Source organism: Exiguobacterium sp. GL_137 (assembly GCF_057834585.1).
Genome location: NZ_CM174406.1, coordinates 1415748 through 1430584 on the forward strand (window position 1 = coordinate 1415748; position 14837 = coordinate 1430584).

Genomic DNA, 14837 nt, shown 5'->3' on the forward strand with positions numbered 1-14837 from the left:
GGACTGACGACGAAATCTTCGTTACAGTCCGATTAGAAGTCGATAACAAGATGAACTAAATATGACGAGCAGATGTCGGGAACATGTAAGACTGTAAAATATGGAAAGATTTCTGTCTGGATTATGTAAAAAAGTGTAAACTGAGAAGAGAGAAAATGACGGTGAAATCCGTCTGGAGAGGAGACGTTGGCATGAACCGGCTGTTTCGTTATTTTTATGTGTCCGACCTGATTGCTGTCGTTGGCGCCAGTATCTCCTATATTGCGATTTACTGGACGTGTGCCCAGCTGTTGTCGCCGGCAGCCGTCTCGTTAGTGATCGGCGCCGTGTTTGTGATTCGTTTCATCAGTTCGAGTCTGGTCGGACCGTGGATTGATCGGATTGAACCGGTCCGCCTGCTGAAAGCGACCGTCCTGATCCGTTGCTTCCTGCTTGTTGCCGCCTGGTATATCCTGACGCAGACGGATGCCCAGCTTGTGCCGTTATTGTCTTTGCTCGCCGTCCAGACGTTCCTGCAAGTCATCGGCGGCAATACCGCGTTTAAAGTCGTCACCCGGATTGTCGCGTCCGAACAGCTGCCGGTCGCTAATGCTTACTTGAGTACGCTCGACCGGGTCGGAACGCTTGCCGGCTTACTGGCAGGTGGGCTGTTGATCACCGGATTTTCAATTACAGTGATTTTAGGGATGGAGGCTGTTTTGCACCTGCTTGCCTGGTTCCTGTTGTTCCCGTTACGGTCCGGGGAGGAAGCGGCGGACAAACCGAAACTGACCTATTGGGTGGATTTACGGGAAGGGTTGACGTATCTCACCCGTGACACCCGCTTAATCCGGATTTTAGTCTTCGGGATTCTCGCGAACTGGATGATTACACCGGTCAACGCGTTACTCGCGCCGTTTGCGAAAGACGTCATCCAGGGCGGGGCGAATACGTTTTCGCTGCTCGAACTGGCACTTGTCATCGGCGGAATCGGCATGTCGCTCATCTATGCCAAACTTGCGGACCGGCTCGACCTGATGCAGATGTTTTACCTGTCGATGGCGTTACAGGGAGGATTCACGTTGCTGATCGGACTGACGACGACGTTGCCGTTTGCGTTCAGCGGCATGTTATTGCTCGGGATGGCGCTCAGTCTGTTCGGAATCCCGTTCTCGACGTTACTGCAGCAGACGACACCGGATGCCTTACTCGGACGGATCCGTTCGGCGATGGTCGCCGCTTCGACCTTCAGTTCGGCGCTGTTTTTCGGATTATCCGCGTATTTGACGACCGTATTTGCGATCGACACCGTGTTTCTGTTCTTTTCCGGAACCGGTCTGCTCGTCTTGCTGCTCCTTCGTCTTCAGCGTAAAACACCGGCGACGGAAGTGCGACAGGATGAGGTCGGATAACAAATCGGTCTTCAGGCTGAGGGCGACAGAAAGCGGACGCGTTATACTTAAAAAAACGCTTACAGAGGAGAATGTGCAGGATGGATGGAATGACGATGCTTGCCTTGATGTTTTTGATTCCAATTGGTGGAATGACGGTCATGTTGAATGTTTTGTGGCGCCGGATTACACCGGAGCTCGAAAAGTAAGCCTGTACATACAACCGGTTCGAACGGAACCGCGCTAAAAGTAAACGACGCTGCCCGCAGGAACGGGCAGCGTCGTTTTTTTCTGACTAGACTAAAGGAAAGTTACGAAACGGCAGTCGGTGCTTCGAGCGCGAGACTTGGTCCGAAGACTTCAAAATGCAGCTTGTCCGGCTGACCGCTCCAGTGGCGGCGGACGAACTGGATCATCGCTTCCGGTCCGCAGACGAATGCGTCCGCTGTCCGGTTGATCTGCGTTACGTCGTCAATCGACAAGCGTCCCGGTATCGTGCCCGGCAACGCATTTCGTTCTGCAAAACGGAGGATTGTTGCGCCTTGTTCTTCAAATCGTGCCAATTGTTCGGCGAACGGCCGGTCAAGATCGTCCTGGACGGCAACGTATAACGTCGTGTCGCGACCTGCCGCAAGCGCTGCTTCAGTCATTGCGAGCAGTGGCGTCAAACCGATACCGCCGGCGAGACCGACGAATGGAGTAGGCGCGTCCGGTAACGTGAACGAACCGGCCGGCGCGCTGAGCAACACGCTGTCGCCGACGGACAAACCGTGCATTTGGTTCGAGACGGACCCGTCCTGTTTGACACCGATCGTATATGACGTGCCGTTTGCGATCGTCGTTAAACTGTACTGACGGTTTTGCCAAAGACCATCCGGTGCCTGGAGGCGGACCGTAACGTATTGACCGGTTTGATACGGTGCGAGCTGTCGTCCGTCAGCCGGACGTAACGTAAACGATTGGATGTCGCTTGACTGACGTGTGATCTGTTCGATGACGAACGGCTGATAGCCTTCAAAGGCAGTCGCTTGTTCATCCTGCTGATAGAGCTCCGCTTCGAGCGAAATGAACAGCTTGGCGATTTCCCCGTAGCCAATCGTCCAGGCTTCGATGATCTCCGGTGTCGCCGCGTCTCCGAGGACATCCTGGATTGCCCCGATCAGTTCCGTTCCGACGATGTCGTACATGAAAGGTTTGATTTGCAGACTGCGGTGCTTATGAAGGACCGGCAATAACGTCGGTTTGAGCGTTTCGAGCTGATCAATGTAAGCAGCTGCCGCATAGACCGCTGTCGCTAAAGCTTGCGACTGGCGGTCATTTTTTTGATTCGATTGATTAAAGATATGTTTCATTTCCGGATGATTTTCAAACAGTCGTTGATAGAAGACACGTGTAATGCTGTGACCGTGTTCAGCGAGCACCGGGACGGTTGATTTGATGATGGCGATTGTCGATGACGTTAACATAAAGACACTTCCTTTTCGGATAATGGATGTCAGATCAGGTTCGATTTCAGTATCCGTCAAGACTTGTTTTAATGCAATAGATGAAATACTAGATTTAAAATAGTACGTGATATTTGTCACAAGTATGCCATCAATTCGTCAAGCAACCGACAAAAAACCTCCGAGGAAGGTCGGAGGTCAAGAGGAAATCCACAGTTTTGAGAAGTCCAAATAGCCGAACGAATCAATCGTAATATTTTGCAGCTCAATCGGAAACGGAATGATCCGCGTATCATCATACAACGGAATAAAGTAGGACGAGTCGATCAAATGCCGTTCGACCGCCTGGTGCAGAACTATCCAATCTTCGAACGGGGTTTCATCATATTGGGTCAGCCAGGTCTCCATGTCCGGCATCCGGTGAAACAGCTTCGCAGGCGGTGAAAAATCATTCGTCAAAAACTGATGGAAGGCGACCGGTAAGTTCCGTTCGAATACTTCCGCATGGACGGCGAGGTCGATCGTCTCAAAGGCATGGAAATTGGTGATACTCTCCTTAAAGCCGACCGGTACAAACTCATAAGGAATACCGTGCGCATCGAGCGTCTCGCATAACCAGCGGGTCACCTTATCCGTAAAGTCGGTCAATTTTATCCGGAGCGGTTGCGTAAACGTAACGGCAGGACCATCCGGAAGCGGGTGGACAGAGCTGAACTGTTCGAGGAACCCGCGGTCGTTCGGAAAACTCCGTTCACTGACCGACTGAATCGACGGACGGATCGCGGCAATCAACCGGTGAAGGTAGTGCCGGGCTTCCGGGTGCTCGAACGGGCCGCCGGGACGCGGATTCAAAAAGACGAGGCCGAAACCGGACTGGGTCGAAATCGTATCCGTTTCACCGGAGTCCGACCGTGATGTCCGGTAGACGGGATCATAGGCATCGGGCATCTGAATGAACTCAATCCGGTCGAGCAGGGCGCGGATGCCGTAATAATTCGGGAAGGCAGATAACACCGTCTTTTTCGGATCGTTTCGGGTCAGCTGGAACGGTCCTGTTCCGACGTTGTCCTTGCCGATGCTCGTATGAATCGTCGCCAGTTTCGGTAACAGCGAATGCCGCCGTTGATCGAGTGTCAAATCGACCTGATAAGGACCGTTCGACTGAATATGTAAGACGTGCCGGTATGACTTGGCATAGGCCGGATAAGCGACCAGTTTGCGGAGACTTTTCGTGACGTCCTTACTCGTTAAGAGTGATCCGTCATGGAAGCGGACGTCTTTTCGTAAATAGAGCGATAAGGTAGAGCCGTTCCAGGCGTAATGGTGGGCCAGTTCCCCTTGCAGTTTACCGTCGGCGTCAATTGCGAACAGCCGACTGAAGACGTTTTGAACAAGGTGGGCACTGTGGATATCGGCGGCTTCGAGCGGATCGGTCGTCAAAAAGGGGCGCCTTCGCGGAATCAGTAACGCATCCGAGGACTCTTGTGTATAGCCGAACTTTTGCTCAAGCTTTCGCATGAAGCGTCCCGTCTGCGCCGGTGACCAGTCCCAGCTCAGTTCTTCCGTCACGGCATCGACCGACTCGCGTTCGATCCGTTCGAGCATCTGTTTCGCATATTCGCGTTCGACATGACGGAGCCAGACAAGTACCGTCAGATGCCCGCGGCCCCGACCGCTTGTATAGTCGAGCCAACCGTCTTCCTGCCAGCGGTTCAAATACCGTTTCGTTTGTTTGGGACTTAAATGGATCGTGTCGGCGAGTTCGGCAATCGAGTACGATCCTTCCCGGCAGGATTTCCATAACGTGAACAGATAAGCGTCCATCTCATTCCTCCGTTCTAAAAGGGGACATCTTTTCTTGACGATGTCCATTTTTTAGTCACTGTGTCTTGTTTATCATACAGGTAGAGAATGGAAGGTGACAATATGAAATGGAAAGAAATGCCTCGGCCAATTAAAGTCAGATTGGTCACATCGTTTATCAACCGGACGATTTCGTTCGCCATCATGCCGTTTATGGCCCTGTTATTTGTTCAGGCGTACAGCAAAGTATTTGCCGGGATCTTTTTAATCGGGACAGTGATTATCAGCTTCCTGATCGGCTTGATTGGTGGTTACCTCGCGGATCGCTTTCCGCGGAAACGCCTGCTCGTCCTGTCGACGACGGCGACCGGATTAATGTTTTTAGTCATGACGATCAGTCTCGCCGCCAATCAAATGCTGCTCTTTACGATTGCCTATGCCGTATTTACCGTGACGAGCAACATCGGACGGCCGGCGATGAGTGCAATCATCATCGACGCAACGACACCGGAAAACCGGCGGGCCGTTTATGCGATCGACTACTGGTTGATCAATCTGTCGATTGCCCTCGGGACGGCGCTCGGCGGGTGGCTTTACGTCAGCAACCGGCTATTTTTGTTCAGCCTGCTGACGTGTACATCGCTGTTACTGCCGGTCGCCTATCATTTCCTGCTTGACGAGTCGAAACACGTCTGGCAGAAACAACCGCTCCTGAATGTGTTCCGGGATCTCGGGAAAAGTTATCAGATTGCCTTGCGTGACCGGCCGTTTGTCAAGGTTGTCTTCGGTTCGATGTGTATTCTCGCCGCCGAGTTTTCGATGGGCAGTTATGTCGCCGTCCGATTAGCGGACGAATTTGATACGGTGACAATCGGCGATCTGAGTGTCAATGGTGTCCGGATGCTCAGTCTGATCAATATCGAAAATACGATTCTTGTCGTCTGTCTGACGTTTTTCATCCAGCGTTTGTCCAACCGCTTTACAAATAAGCAGGCGCTCGTCGGCGGACTGGCCCTTTACATCATCGGTTACGCGACGGTGACGAGTGCGAATTCATTGACGCTGTTACTGACGTTCATTTTCATCGCGACGATGGGGGAGCTGCTCTATTCACCGACACTGAACGCGGAAAAAGCAAATATGATGCCGGCCGACCAACGCGGCGCCTACTCGGCCTTTGCCGGCACGTCTCACGCCGGAGCCGATTTATTGTCGCGGTCGACGCTCATCCTCGGAGCGGTCCTTGCGCCGTTCATGATGAGTGTCTACATCGGACTGATCGTCTGTCTCGGCCTCGGACTGGTTTACCTTGGCTTGTTCCGAAAAGAAAAAATCGCTGAAAAACAGCAGGCTTCATAAAAGCGAAAGGGGATAGAAAAGTGGAAATCATTGAAACAGAACGGCACCGGTTACGGCGCTGGCAGAAAAGTGACGCCGACAGTCTTTATGCCTATGCGAAGGATCCGCGTGTCGGACCAAACGCCGGCTGGGCACCGCATGCGTCGCTCGCTGAAAGTCAGGACGTCATCAACATCTTTCAAGAGGTGAACGACGGCTATGCAATCGTCGACAAGGCGACGGGACGGGTCATCGGCAGCTTCGGTTTTCATGACCGGCGTCCGGTCAAGGAACTGGCCGACTTGAAGCAGGTCGAGTTCGGATTTGTCCTTCATCCCGACTACTGGGGGCAGGGACGGATGCCGGAAATCGTCCGGACCGCCCTCGCAGTGGCATTTGAGACGATGAAAGTCGATCTTGTCTGGTGTGCGCATTTTGACTTTAACAGTCCGTCACGCCGGGTCGTCGAAAAACTGGGATTTGAACATGTGTTGGACCGACCGTTCGTCATGGAACGGATTGACGGGCGGACCGTGACGAGCCGGCTGTACCGCTGGACACGGGAACGGTATGAAGCACAGTCGAGCAGCATCACATAAAACAGTAACAGACGTCCTTCTCGAAAGAGGGACGTCTTGTTTTTGGAAAAAATCGTTGGAAAGGAAGCAGGCGTCCCGTCACCGTCTTTTACGGAACCTGTATTTAAAGAACAACAGGCTTACGGACAGACTGATGATTGTAGCCAGGACACTTTTAATCAGAGCGTGACGCGTCAGACCGTCGATTACGATTCCATTAAATTTTTGAGCGAAAGTTGCTTCCGGGACCCAGTCGATGACAGACCCGATGCCTAAGAGTGCAGGAACGCTCAGCAAAAGATAGACGCTGATGAAGCCGAGGAGAAACGTTTTAATCTTCATACTGAAGCACCTCAATTTCTGTCGTGTTGTGAAGACAGTTTTTCACATCAGACGGCTGTCATGGCTGTACAAGCGCAATGATTAAAATAATCGTAGAGATTGATCCGGCGGTCAATAAGGTCAGCATTTTGGGACGGTTAAAATCTTGAGATGATTTAGATACTTCTTTTGACAGGCTGATCCAAATGGTCAGAGAAGCGATAATGATCAAAAACAAAAAGGTTTCAGACATGATGTAGACCTCCCGGAATGAATGTTAATCTTCAGCGCGTAACCAGTTGATGTAAACATTTAAATCGGAATCAACTCCTTTTGATTCCAGGAGTCTTGCCAATTGTTCATTGGAAACGTAAACGTCCGCCCCTGTATTCAACACTAAATTCGTCAAACTTTGGGCGAAGAAGTCAAGGAGGTCCGGATCCGTCGTCGTGTTAATTCGTTTCATCATTTCGTGGACTAACCGTTCTTGTTCCAAACCAATCGTCATCCAACTACCGAATGCATATAAGACGGTATCGATATCCTCACTTTGAATAGAAAGATTAATTTCTTCCATCGAAGGATAACTGGCATAAAACGCCTCTAAATCAAGTGGTTCTAAGTCTGGTTCTTGAATCATCCACCGGGACAGAAAATCTTGAAAGGTTGGAGCCACTTCGCGTGTGGATTCATCGGAAGTGTCAAGGTACCACACGGACGGATTATTATCCTGTTGATCAAAGTTTAAGTAGTAAATATAGATTCCTTCACCGTCACCGATAGTGACATGTTTCCCTGTGATGCCCCATTCCGGCAAAACAAGTTTAGTCGACTCGGTGAACGAGTCGTAGCTGAGACCTTCGAGGTACCGAATGGGTAAGTAACTGGCTTCTCCAGGTTCCGACCACGTATTTTCAAAATCTACCGAGACAGCGTTATACAAGAGACAACCCCCGTTCTGCTTTCTTAATACGCTGAGAAAACTTTCAGGAAATGTAATCTGCAGTTCATGCTCGATTTGTTGGATGTCCTGTTCTGATAAGGGCGCGAGAATGCCATAATCGTCTTCTTGATCCCAAATATTCAATGTTCCATCTCCGATCTGTTTGGTAAACGATTCAAGTCTGATTCGTTTTTTTGGATTTTTTTCGTAAAAAAATAGTCCGGTCATCAAAATAGAACCGCAGATATAGCCGACACCGACAGCGGATAAAGCGGACCAATCGAGCTGATAACGCAGGAAAAATTGCGGCAACAAATAAGCCAGGAGCCCAAGTGGCAAGATCCAGGTCTTCGCCCGGTACGCACTTTATCCGATGAGGAGGAAGGCGCTGAGACCAATGATCGAACTGGTCAACCAGGAAAAGTGAATCGTCGGTGACGTGACCTGTGTGTCGGTTAAAAACAGTCCCATCAGCAACAAGAAGATTACGCCTGTGGACAGACCAAACACCAGGAATGGACGTTTCGAAGGAGTGTGCGTCGCGCTGTAGCGTAAACATCGACTCAAAACGATCAGCAAAGAACTGATCAAGATGATGAAGCCGACTAAAAAGTACAGACTGTAGGACAACGGTCCGTCGAGCAAGTCTTGAAACAACAGAAAACTGAAGACGCCTGCGAGAATTTGAAACAGCAGCCAAAACGATTCGCGGTAATCGGTCGTCATCTCTGAGGCAATGGATTGAATATAGGCGGCCGGACTGTCACCGGTGATGGCCGCAACCGACTTACCGTCCGCCTCGGCTTCCTGTAAATGATCCTCGAGTTCGGTAACGATGTCTTGCGTCGCCTGTTCGTTTTTTCCGGAGGCGAGCAAGTAGAGTGTTAAATCTTCTAGAAACCGTCTTGATTCGTCAGATAACGTCTGCATTCAGGAGTCCTCCTTTAAAATATGCTGTACGCTCGCCGCCAGTTGCTGCCAGCGCGTCGTGAACGCTACAAGTTCCTCGCGTCCGGTGTGGGTGATGGCATAATACTTTCGTTTTGGTCCGCTCGGTGAGACCCGTTGCGTCGCTTCAATCCAACCCCGTTTTTGCATCCGCATCAACAACGGATAGATCGTCCCTTCACTGACGTCCGCAAAACCGTGGGCGGCGAGTTTTGTTGCCAGTTCATAACCGTATACTTCTTCCTCGGCAATCAAGGCGAGGAGACAACCGTCAAGAATGCCTTTTAACATTTGGGTTGATGACATCGCTATTCCTCGTTTCACTATCATGTAATACAAGGTAATTGTACGTCATGCTATCATGCATTGCAAGGTAATGAGGAAAGTCAGGATTATGTTTACGGGAACGAGGTAAATAAAAGGTAAAAGGAGCGGAAAACCAGTCACTCATGTAAGGAGGGGACAAAGGTGGAAAAACGGACGATCATCATCTCGGCAGCCGTCGTCTTTTTGATCATGGCGCTTGTCATGGCCGTCTCGGCATTTGGGTTCGGCATCTACTACGGGGATCCGGAATTGTTGCGGATTGCGATTTTTGGTGAAATCTTGACCGCAGTCTTTTTAGTTTGGTTCATCCGTCGCAACAGTTCGTTTGCAGCCGTCGGTTTCTCCCCGTTAAAAATCCGGGGACTCGTCTGGTACATTCCGATTTTGTTGATCGTGTTGTATCAAGTCGTGCTCGTCGTTAATGCGTTCGTCGCCTCCTATGACGATTTGTCTGCAGCAACGATTCAGCTCGTCGCCATCATCTTCGTGACGACCTTGTTCGTCGGCTTTAACGAAGAAGTGTTATTTCGCGGAATCATCTTACGCCACCTCCATCCGGAGCAACACCCGTACCGGGCGATTGTCATCAGTGCCGCCTTGTTCTCGTCGTTTCATCTCTTGAATTTGATTGCTTTCATTCCGGTAAGTGCGATGATTTTTCAACTCGGCAATACGTTTTTGTTCGGATTGTTTTTTGCCTTGATTGCACTGAAGCTCAACAATCTGTGGTCGTTGATCTTTTTCCACACCTTGTGGGATTTTTCAAGTATCGCCGCGGATGTTCTGAATGTGAATCTCGCGATCCCGAATCTCTTGACGCAAGTGTTTGTTGCCTTGGCGATTCTGATTCAGCTGCTGCTTAAGCGGCATGATCTCAGTCATTTGAAACGACCGCTTGCGGCATAAGAAACAGAGCACGCCTTTAGAATGCAACTGATTTTGGTTGCTTCATTTTTTTTGGAAAAAAGACTGTACAGCCGGAATTGATATGTAATATATTAGTTTCATGAAAACTCAACCGATTAAACGACTCTCGTTAAGTGAAGAAGTCTATCAACGACTGCAACAGCAAATCATTACTTTGACGCTTGCACCGGGTCAAAAGCTGAACGACCAGGAGCTTGCGGAAGCGTTTGGCGTCAGCCGGACACCGGTCCGCGAAGCGCTGAAAAAACTGGAGGAGGAGGGACTGGTCGCGATGAAACGCGGCTCGCGGACGAACGTCACGCTACTTGATGCGACACAAACCTGCCAGACGTTTCCGATTGTCGCGACGCTTCATGCGTTGGCAGCACGCCTGGCATTCCCGTTGCTGCAAGCAACAGACATCGAACAATTGATTGAGATCGAGAAAACATTTGAAGAAGCGATTGAACGTCAGGACGCGGAGTCGGCCCTACGACTGGATGATGCCTTTCATGGTCTGTTCCTCGAACGGAGTCAAAACGATCAACTGACGGAAACACTGAACCGTCTGACGCCGCTGATCCGCCGGCTCGAGTATGCACAGTTCAGCCGCCACGGTCATGATTCGGTCACGGATCACCAAACAATCATTGAAGCCTGTCAAAGCGCGAATATCGAAGCACTCGTCCGCGCAACGGAACAAAATTGGAATGGTCTAGGACGACACCTGGTCGCCGCCTTAGAGGAGGAACCACCATGCGACCAATCGTGATCGGGATATTCGCGGCGATGTTTTTTGCCGTCACCTTCATCCTGAACCAGTCGATGCAAGGGAGCGGGGGGCACTGGATATACAGTGCGGCCTTACGCTTTTATTTGATGTTGCCGTTATTGATACTAATTGTCGCCTACCGGCGTCGGCTCGGTCGTGTCTGGTCGGCACTCCGAGAAGCGCCGCGCTTTTGGCTGACCTACGGGACGATCGGCTTCGGGATTTTTTACAGCGGGATTTGTCTTGCTGCTGACTATTCGCCCGGCTGGCTGATTGCCGGGACGTGGCAGGTGACGATTCTAGCAGGACCGTTGCTGGCGCCACTCTTTAAGCAATCGATTCCCTGGGCGTCACTGCGCTATTCGTTGTTGATCGTCGCCGGTGTCTTCCTGATGCAACTGTCAGTCGCGGAAGGACTGTCGCTTAAGACACTGTTGCTTGGGATTATTCCGGTCCTTTGTGCTGCGATTGCCTATCCGCTCGGCAACCGGAAGATGATGGAGCGGTACGGCAACGAGTTGGATGTCTTTGACCGGATTCTCGGGATGACGATTGCCAGTCTGCCGTTTTGGTTCATCCTGTCCGGTATTGCCTACGTGCAGGTCGGCTTACCGTCCGCGGGACAAGTCGGTCAGTCGGGACTGGTCGCCTTATTCTCCGGCGTCATCGCGACATCACTGTTCTTTTACGCGACGACACTCGTCCGGACGGAACCGGTCCGTCTTGCAGCGGTCGAAGCGACACAGTCGTTTGAAATCCTGTTCACCGTCCTCGGGGAGATGCTGTTTTTACACGCCGTCTTTCCGACCGGTCTCGCGTTGTTCGGGATGCTGCTTGTCATGCTTGGAATGACGATCCACAGTTTAAAGCAGGTCCAGTCAAAAGAAGTACCGGATATATAATTATTTCAAATACCATATGTAAATATGATTACTTAGAAAAGAGGACGCAGGATGGTCTTAACCGGCACACTTGTCAATACAGGATTAATCGTCATCGGTACACTACTCGGTCTGCTGTTTCATAAAATTCCCGAACGGACGAAGGAAACGGTTGTTCAGGCAATCGGACTCGCTGTCGTCGTGCTTGGTGTTCAGATGGGGCTGAAGAGTGAGAACTTCCTGATCGTCATCGGCAGTCTCGTCTTAGGCGGGGCAATCGGTGAATGGTTACGAATTGATGAAAAGCTGAACCGAGTCGGCGAATGGCTTGAACTAAAAATCGGACGGGGTCATCCATCGAATATCGCAGAAGGTTTCGTCACAGCCACGTTGATTTTCGTCATCGGAGCAATGGGCGTACTCGGGGCGCTTGACGGCGGTTTACGTCAGGACCATGACGTCCTCTATACAAAAGGATTGATTGACGGCTTCACGGCACTTGTCCTCAGCTCGACTCTCGGGATCGGCGTCATCTTTTCGGCGATTCCGGTTCTCGTTTATCAAGGAGCAATTGCTCTCAGCGCAGTGGCGATTACGCAATTTGTTCCGGACGCTATCCTTCAGCAATTCATCGTGGAGATGACGGCGACCGGCGGTGTGATGATTTTAGCAATCGGCTTGAATCTAGCCGGCATCACCAAAATCCGGGTCGCGAACTTGTTACCCGGAATCGTAATGGTCGGATTGATCGTGACCGGTTTGGAACTGCTTGGTTTTAACTGAAACTTAAAAGACATCCGTTTGCACTGTTGATTTCGGTCAGCAGCAGGCAAACGGATGTCTTTTTTAACGGATGGTTTGTTCCAGTTCAGAAATATGGTGCTCAAGCAGCCGGTGCCCGTCATAGTGAAACGTGTGGAGCTGTGGTGTCGTCTGTTTTAAGACGTGCGGCAGGTAAGTCTTCAGATTACTGATGACACCGGTATTGTCCGGGTCGAGGATCCAGTCGAGTTGTTTCCAGTCGAGAATGCCTTCCCGGATCGCGAGCGGTGTCACGAGGAGCTGATCAGGCGGAAGTTCGGCAAGGAACAGATAAATCCCGACCGTCTCGTCCGCCTGCAAAAGAATCGTCCCCGAAAACTGGACATCGGTCAGAGTCAGACCGGTTTCTTCAAACGTTTCCCGGGTGACGGATTCCGCCGGTGACTCACCGGCTTCGATTTTACCGCCGACCCCGTTCCACATCCCCATTGCCGGTTGTTTTTGCCGGTTCAGCAGCAACCACTGATCGTTCTTGCGAATCAAACAGAGTGTATAGCGATACAAGTCTCCTCATCTCCTTAAAAGAAGTCGTGTTTAAAGGCCGCGTACTGGTCGTCGGATGTGACCGGTTGAATCGTTTTCTTGCCGTCGGTCCAGGTCGTCAACGCCTGTCGTGTCAGAATACGGTGTCCATCGGCCATACGGATGGCGAGCAGACTGCGTTTGTTGAAGGGGGAAGCCGGATGCTCCTGGATGATCTGTTCCATGTCGGATAGAGCAGCCGGTTCGATCGTCTGTTGCGTGTAGAAATGGTACCCGATGACAAACTCGTCATCCTGACCGGTCCGTAACATCTCCAGCTGATAACCGGCGCCGTTCGGGGCAATCCGGTAGTTGCCGCTCGGTGATGTGATCGTTTCTCCAGTCAGAGGAATTGGGCGTAAGGCGAGATTGACACCGAATCCCGTATCGACGAGATAGGTCTGCTCCTGGTGCGACAGCAGGACGGCGACGTGGGTCGGACCGGTCGCGGACCAGACGTCATTTTCCTGATCGAAGACGGTCGCCTTGAGAAGTGAAACGTCAAACCCTTTGATTCGTAACACTTCGTACAGCAAATGGTTGAGATCATAACAGACACCGCCCGCCTGACGTTCGATGAAGGTCTGTCGTAGTCGGTTCTGGTCAAACGGAACCGACTCTTTTTTAAGAACCGCTGCATTATCAAACGGCAGGTGATAGGCAAAGGCTTCAAGCAGCGCCGGTAAATCGGCAAACGTTAACGTATGACCGAGCGGATAATGGATCCGGCCGGCTACGTCTTTAATAAATGTAGACAAGACAATTCCTCCTTTAATCGATGACTCCATTATCGCATATTCCCGTTCATGACAGGATACATGTTATCTGAAAATAAGATTTGGTCTTTTGTTTCGTGATGAACTTTGTTATGCTGAAACAGGATTAATTAAGAATGATTCTCATTCCGGATGAAGAAGGAGGCTCCTCATGTTACGAAAACGAATGACCGGCGCATTAGCGCTTTTAGTAATGGGTTGTCTGATGCTTGCGGCGTGTGCCGGACAAGCGAAAGAAGAGACGACGAAAAAGACGCACGCTGTCACGCATGAAGCAGGAACAACGAACGTGCCGGACCATCCGAAACGGATCGTAGCCCTTGAGTTCTCGTTCGTCGACGCGCTCGACGAACTGGGTATTGAACCGGTCGGCATCGCACAGGAAAACAAGGATGATGTATCGGGGCTGCTCGATAAGAAGATTTCCTTTACGGAAGTCGGGACACGCCAGCAACCGAATCTCGAAGTCATCAGCTCGCTGAAACCGGACTTGATCATCGGAGATTTCAACCGGCATAAAGGCATCTACAAACAATTGCAGCAAATCGCACCGACGATCATCTTAAAAAGCCGGAATGCGACCTATCAGGAAAACCTTGCATCATTCAAGAGCATCGCGGAAGCCGTCGGGCAGACCGATCAAATGGAGCAACGTCTGAAATTGCATGACAAGCGACTCGCAGTCGCCAAACAAAAAGTCGATCCGGACGATCAACGCAAAATCATGGTCGGTGTCTTCCGGTCCGATTCATTGACGGCACACGGAGAGACATCGTTTGACGGGGAACTGCTTGAAAAACTCGGCATCGATAATGCCATCACGAAAACAGTAGAACCAACCGTGACGATTACGCTGGAGCAGATTGTCAAATGGGATCCGGACGTCATCTTCATGGCGGAAGCCGACCCGAAACTGCTCAACGAGTGGAAAAAGAATCCGCTCTGGAATCAAATCACGGCTGTGAAAAAAGGTGAAGTCTACGAAGTCAATCGTGACTTGTGGACTCGTTACCGCGGACTGGACGCAGCGGAACAAATCGTCGACGAAGCGATTCAACTGCTGTATCCGAAAAAATCGTAAACGA

Annotated in this window: 17 protein-coding genes; 8 read left to right on the forward strand and 9 right to left on the reverse strand. The window is 50.9% G+C overall.

Annotation, left to right across the window (positions count from 1 at the left end; translation table 11 throughout):
• Positions 1 to 191: 191 nt before the first annotated feature.
• Positions 192 to 1391: an MFS transporter gene (locus AC3IRK_RS07415; RefSeq protein WP_489170646.1), complete on the forward strand. Its 1200-nt coding sequence runs from the start codon at positions 192 to 194 to the stop codon at positions 1389 to 1391.
• Positions 1392 to 1681: 290 nt separating this feature from the next.
• Here the strand turns inward: AC3IRK_RS07415 and AC3IRK_RS07420 are convergent, their stop codons facing one another.
• Positions 1682 to 2836 carry a globin domain-containing protein gene (locus AC3IRK_RS07420; protein ID WP_489170647.1) on the reverse strand — a complete coding sequence of 385 codons (1155 nt, stop codon included), beginning with the start codon at positions 2834 to 2836 and terminating at the stop codon, positions 1682 to 1684.
• A 177-nt stretch (positions 2837 to 3013) separates the two neighbouring features.
• Positions 3014 to 4639 carry an ABC transporter substrate-binding protein gene (locus AC3IRK_RS07425; RefSeq protein ID WP_131972833.1) on the reverse strand — a complete coding sequence of 542 codons (1626 nt, stop codon included), beginning with the start codon at positions 4637 to 4639 and terminating at the stop codon, positions 3014 to 3016.
• Positions 4640 to 4741: 102 nt separating this feature from the next.
• On the opposite strand from AC3IRK_RS07425, the gene AC3IRK_RS07430 reads away from it, so the two are divergent.
• Complete coding sequence (locus AC3IRK_RS07430; protein WP_489170648.1) at positions 4742 to 5977, forward strand: MDR family MFS transporter; 1236 nt, start codon at positions 4742 to 4744, stop codon at positions 5975 to 5977.
• A 20-nt stretch (positions 5978 to 5997) separates the two neighbouring features.
• Entirely contained in the window at positions 5998 to 6555 is a 558-nt protein-coding gene (locus tag AC3IRK_RS07435; RefSeq protein WP_489170649.1) for a GNAT family N-acetyltransferase, read from the forward strand.
• A gap of 78 nt (positions 6556 to 6633) precedes the next feature.
• Here the strand turns inward: AC3IRK_RS07435 and AC3IRK_RS07440 are convergent, their stop codons facing one another.
• From AC3IRK_RS07440 to AC3IRK_RS07460, 5 genes are read right to left on the reverse strand one after another with little or no spacing between them, the layout of a single operon-like run.
• The gene (locus tag AC3IRK_RS07440; RefSeq protein ID WP_214854895.1) at positions 6634 to 6876 is read right to left on the reverse strand and encodes a hypothetical protein; all 243 of its coding nucleotides are present in this window, start codon (positions 6874 to 6876) and stop codon (positions 6634 to 6636) included.
• Between the two features lie 58 nt (positions 6877 to 6934).
• Positions 6935 to 7108: a hypothetical protein gene (locus AC3IRK_RS07445; RefSeq protein ID WP_165871633.1), complete on the reverse strand. Its 174-nt coding sequence runs from the start codon at positions 7106 to 7108 to the stop codon at positions 6935 to 6937.
• Positions 7109 to 7132: 24 nt separating this feature from the next.
• Positions 7133 to 8137 (reverse strand): SMI1/KNR4 family protein, encoded by a 1005-nt coding sequence (locus AC3IRK_RS07450; RefSeq protein ID WP_489170650.1) that lies wholly within the window; start codon positions 8135 to 8137, stop codon positions 7133 to 7135.
• 27 nt (positions 8138 to 8164) lie between these two features.
• Positions 8165 to 8728, reverse strand: coding sequence for an HAAS domain-containing protein (locus AC3IRK_RS07455; protein ID WP_489170651.1), 564 nt, complete (start codon positions 8726 to 8728; stop codon positions 8165 to 8167).
• A complete protein-coding gene (locus AC3IRK_RS07460) occupies positions 8729 to 9052 on the reverse strand; it encodes a PadR family transcriptional regulator (protein WP_131504065.1) in 324 nt (107 codons plus the stop codon).
• Positions 9053 to 9214: 162 nt separating this feature from the next.
• Between AC3IRK_RS07460 and AC3IRK_RS07465 the strand changes: the two genes are divergently transcribed.
• The 4 genes from AC3IRK_RS07465 (at position 9215) to AC3IRK_RS07480 (ending at position 12415) form a co-directional block, all read left to right on the forward strand.
• Positions 9215 to 9979, forward strand: coding sequence for a CPBP family intramembrane glutamic endopeptidase (locus AC3IRK_RS07465; protein WP_489170652.1), 765 nt, complete (start codon positions 9215 to 9217; stop codon positions 9977 to 9979).
• Positions 9980 to 10079: 100 nt separating this feature from the next.
• A complete protein-coding gene (locus tag AC3IRK_RS07470) occupies positions 10080 to 10751 on the forward strand; it encodes a GntR family transcriptional regulator (RefSeq protein WP_489170653.1) in 672 nt (223 codons plus the stop codon).
• Complete coding sequence (locus AC3IRK_RS07475; RefSeq protein WP_489170654.1) at positions 10736 to 11653, forward strand: DMT family transporter; 918 nt, start codon at positions 10736 to 10738, stop codon at positions 11651 to 11653. Before AC3IRK_RS07470 ends, AC3IRK_RS07475 begins: the two co-directional genes overlap by 16 nt.
• Positions 11654 to 11704: 51 nt before the next feature.
• Complete coding sequence (locus AC3IRK_RS07480; protein ID WP_188004255.1) at positions 11705 to 12415, forward strand: DUF554 domain-containing protein; 711 nt, start codon at positions 11705 to 11707, stop codon at positions 12413 to 12415.
• Positions 12416 to 12478: 63 nt separating this feature from the next.
• Here AC3IRK_RS07480 and AC3IRK_RS07485 read toward each other — a convergent pair whose 3' ends face one another.
• Positions 12479 to 12958, reverse strand: a complete 480-nt coding sequence (locus AC3IRK_RS07485; RefSeq protein ID WP_489170655.1) for an NUDIX hydrolase — start codon at positions 12956 to 12958, stop codon at positions 12479 to 12481.
• A 14-nt stretch (positions 12959 to 12972) separates the two neighbouring features.
• Positions 12973 to 13734 carry an arylamine N-acetyltransferase family protein gene (locus AC3IRK_RS07490; protein ID WP_489170656.1) on the reverse strand — a complete coding sequence of 254 codons (762 nt, stop codon included), beginning with the start codon at positions 13732 to 13734 and terminating at the stop codon, positions 12973 to 12975.
• Between the two features lie 169 nt (positions 13735 to 13903).
• Here AC3IRK_RS07490 and AC3IRK_RS07495 point away from each other — a divergent pair, with 169 nt between their 5' ends.
• Complete coding sequence (locus tag AC3IRK_RS07495; protein WP_489170657.1) at positions 13904 to 14833, forward strand: ABC transporter substrate-binding protein; 930 nt, start codon at positions 13904 to 13906, stop codon at positions 14831 to 14833.
• The last annotated feature ends 4 nt before the right edge of the window (positions 14834 to 14837 follow it).

Bases quoted from the DNA above. Each gene is read 5' to 3' on its own strand.
- AC3IRK_RS07420 (WP_489170647.1), bottom strand. From the start codon at position 2,836: ATGTTAACGTCATCGACAATCGCCATCATCAAATCAACCGTCCCGGTG.
- AC3IRK_RS07415 (WP_489170646.1), top strand. From the start codon at position 192: ATGAACCGGCTGTTTCGTTATTTTTATGTGTCCGACCTGATTGCTGTC.
- AC3IRK_RS07430 (WP_489170648.1), top strand. From the start codon at position 4,742: ATGAAATGGAAAGAAATGCCTCGGCCAATTAAAGTCAGATTGGTCACA.
- AC3IRK_RS07425 (WP_131972833.1), bottom strand. From the start codon at position 4,639: ATGGACGCTTATCTGTTCACGTTATGGAAATCCTGCCGGGAAGGATCG.
- AC3IRK_RS07440 (WP_214854895.1), bottom strand. From the start codon at position 6,876: ATGAAGATTAAAACGTTTCTCCTCGGCTTCATCAGCGTCTATCTTTTG.
- AC3IRK_RS07495 (WP_489170657.1), top strand. From the start codon at position 13,904: ATGTTACGAAAACGAATGACCGGCGCATTAGCGCTTTTAGTAATGGGT.
- AC3IRK_RS07475 (WP_489170654.1), top strand. From the start codon at position 10,736: ATGCGACCAATCGTGATCGGGATATTCGCGGCGATGTTTTTTGCCGTC.
- AC3IRK_RS07480 (WP_188004255.1), top strand. From the start codon at position 11,705: ATGGTCTTAACCGGCACACTTGTCAATACAGGATTAATCGTCATCGGT.
- AC3IRK_RS07460 (WP_131504065.1), bottom strand. From the start codon at position 9,052: ATGTCATCAACCCAAATGTTAAAAGGCATTCTTGACGGTTGTCTCCTC.
- AC3IRK_RS07445 (WP_165871633.1), bottom strand. From the start codon at position 7,108: ATGTCTGAAACCTTTTTGTTTTTGATCATTATCGCTTCTCTGACCATT.
- AC3IRK_RS07455 (WP_489170651.1), bottom strand. From the start codon at position 8,728: ATGCAGACGTTATCTGACGAATCAAGACGGTTTCTAGAAGATTTAACA.
- AC3IRK_RS07470 (WP_489170653.1), top strand. From the start codon at position 10,080: ATGAAAACTCAACCGATTAAACGACTCTCGTTAAGTGAAGAAGTCTAT.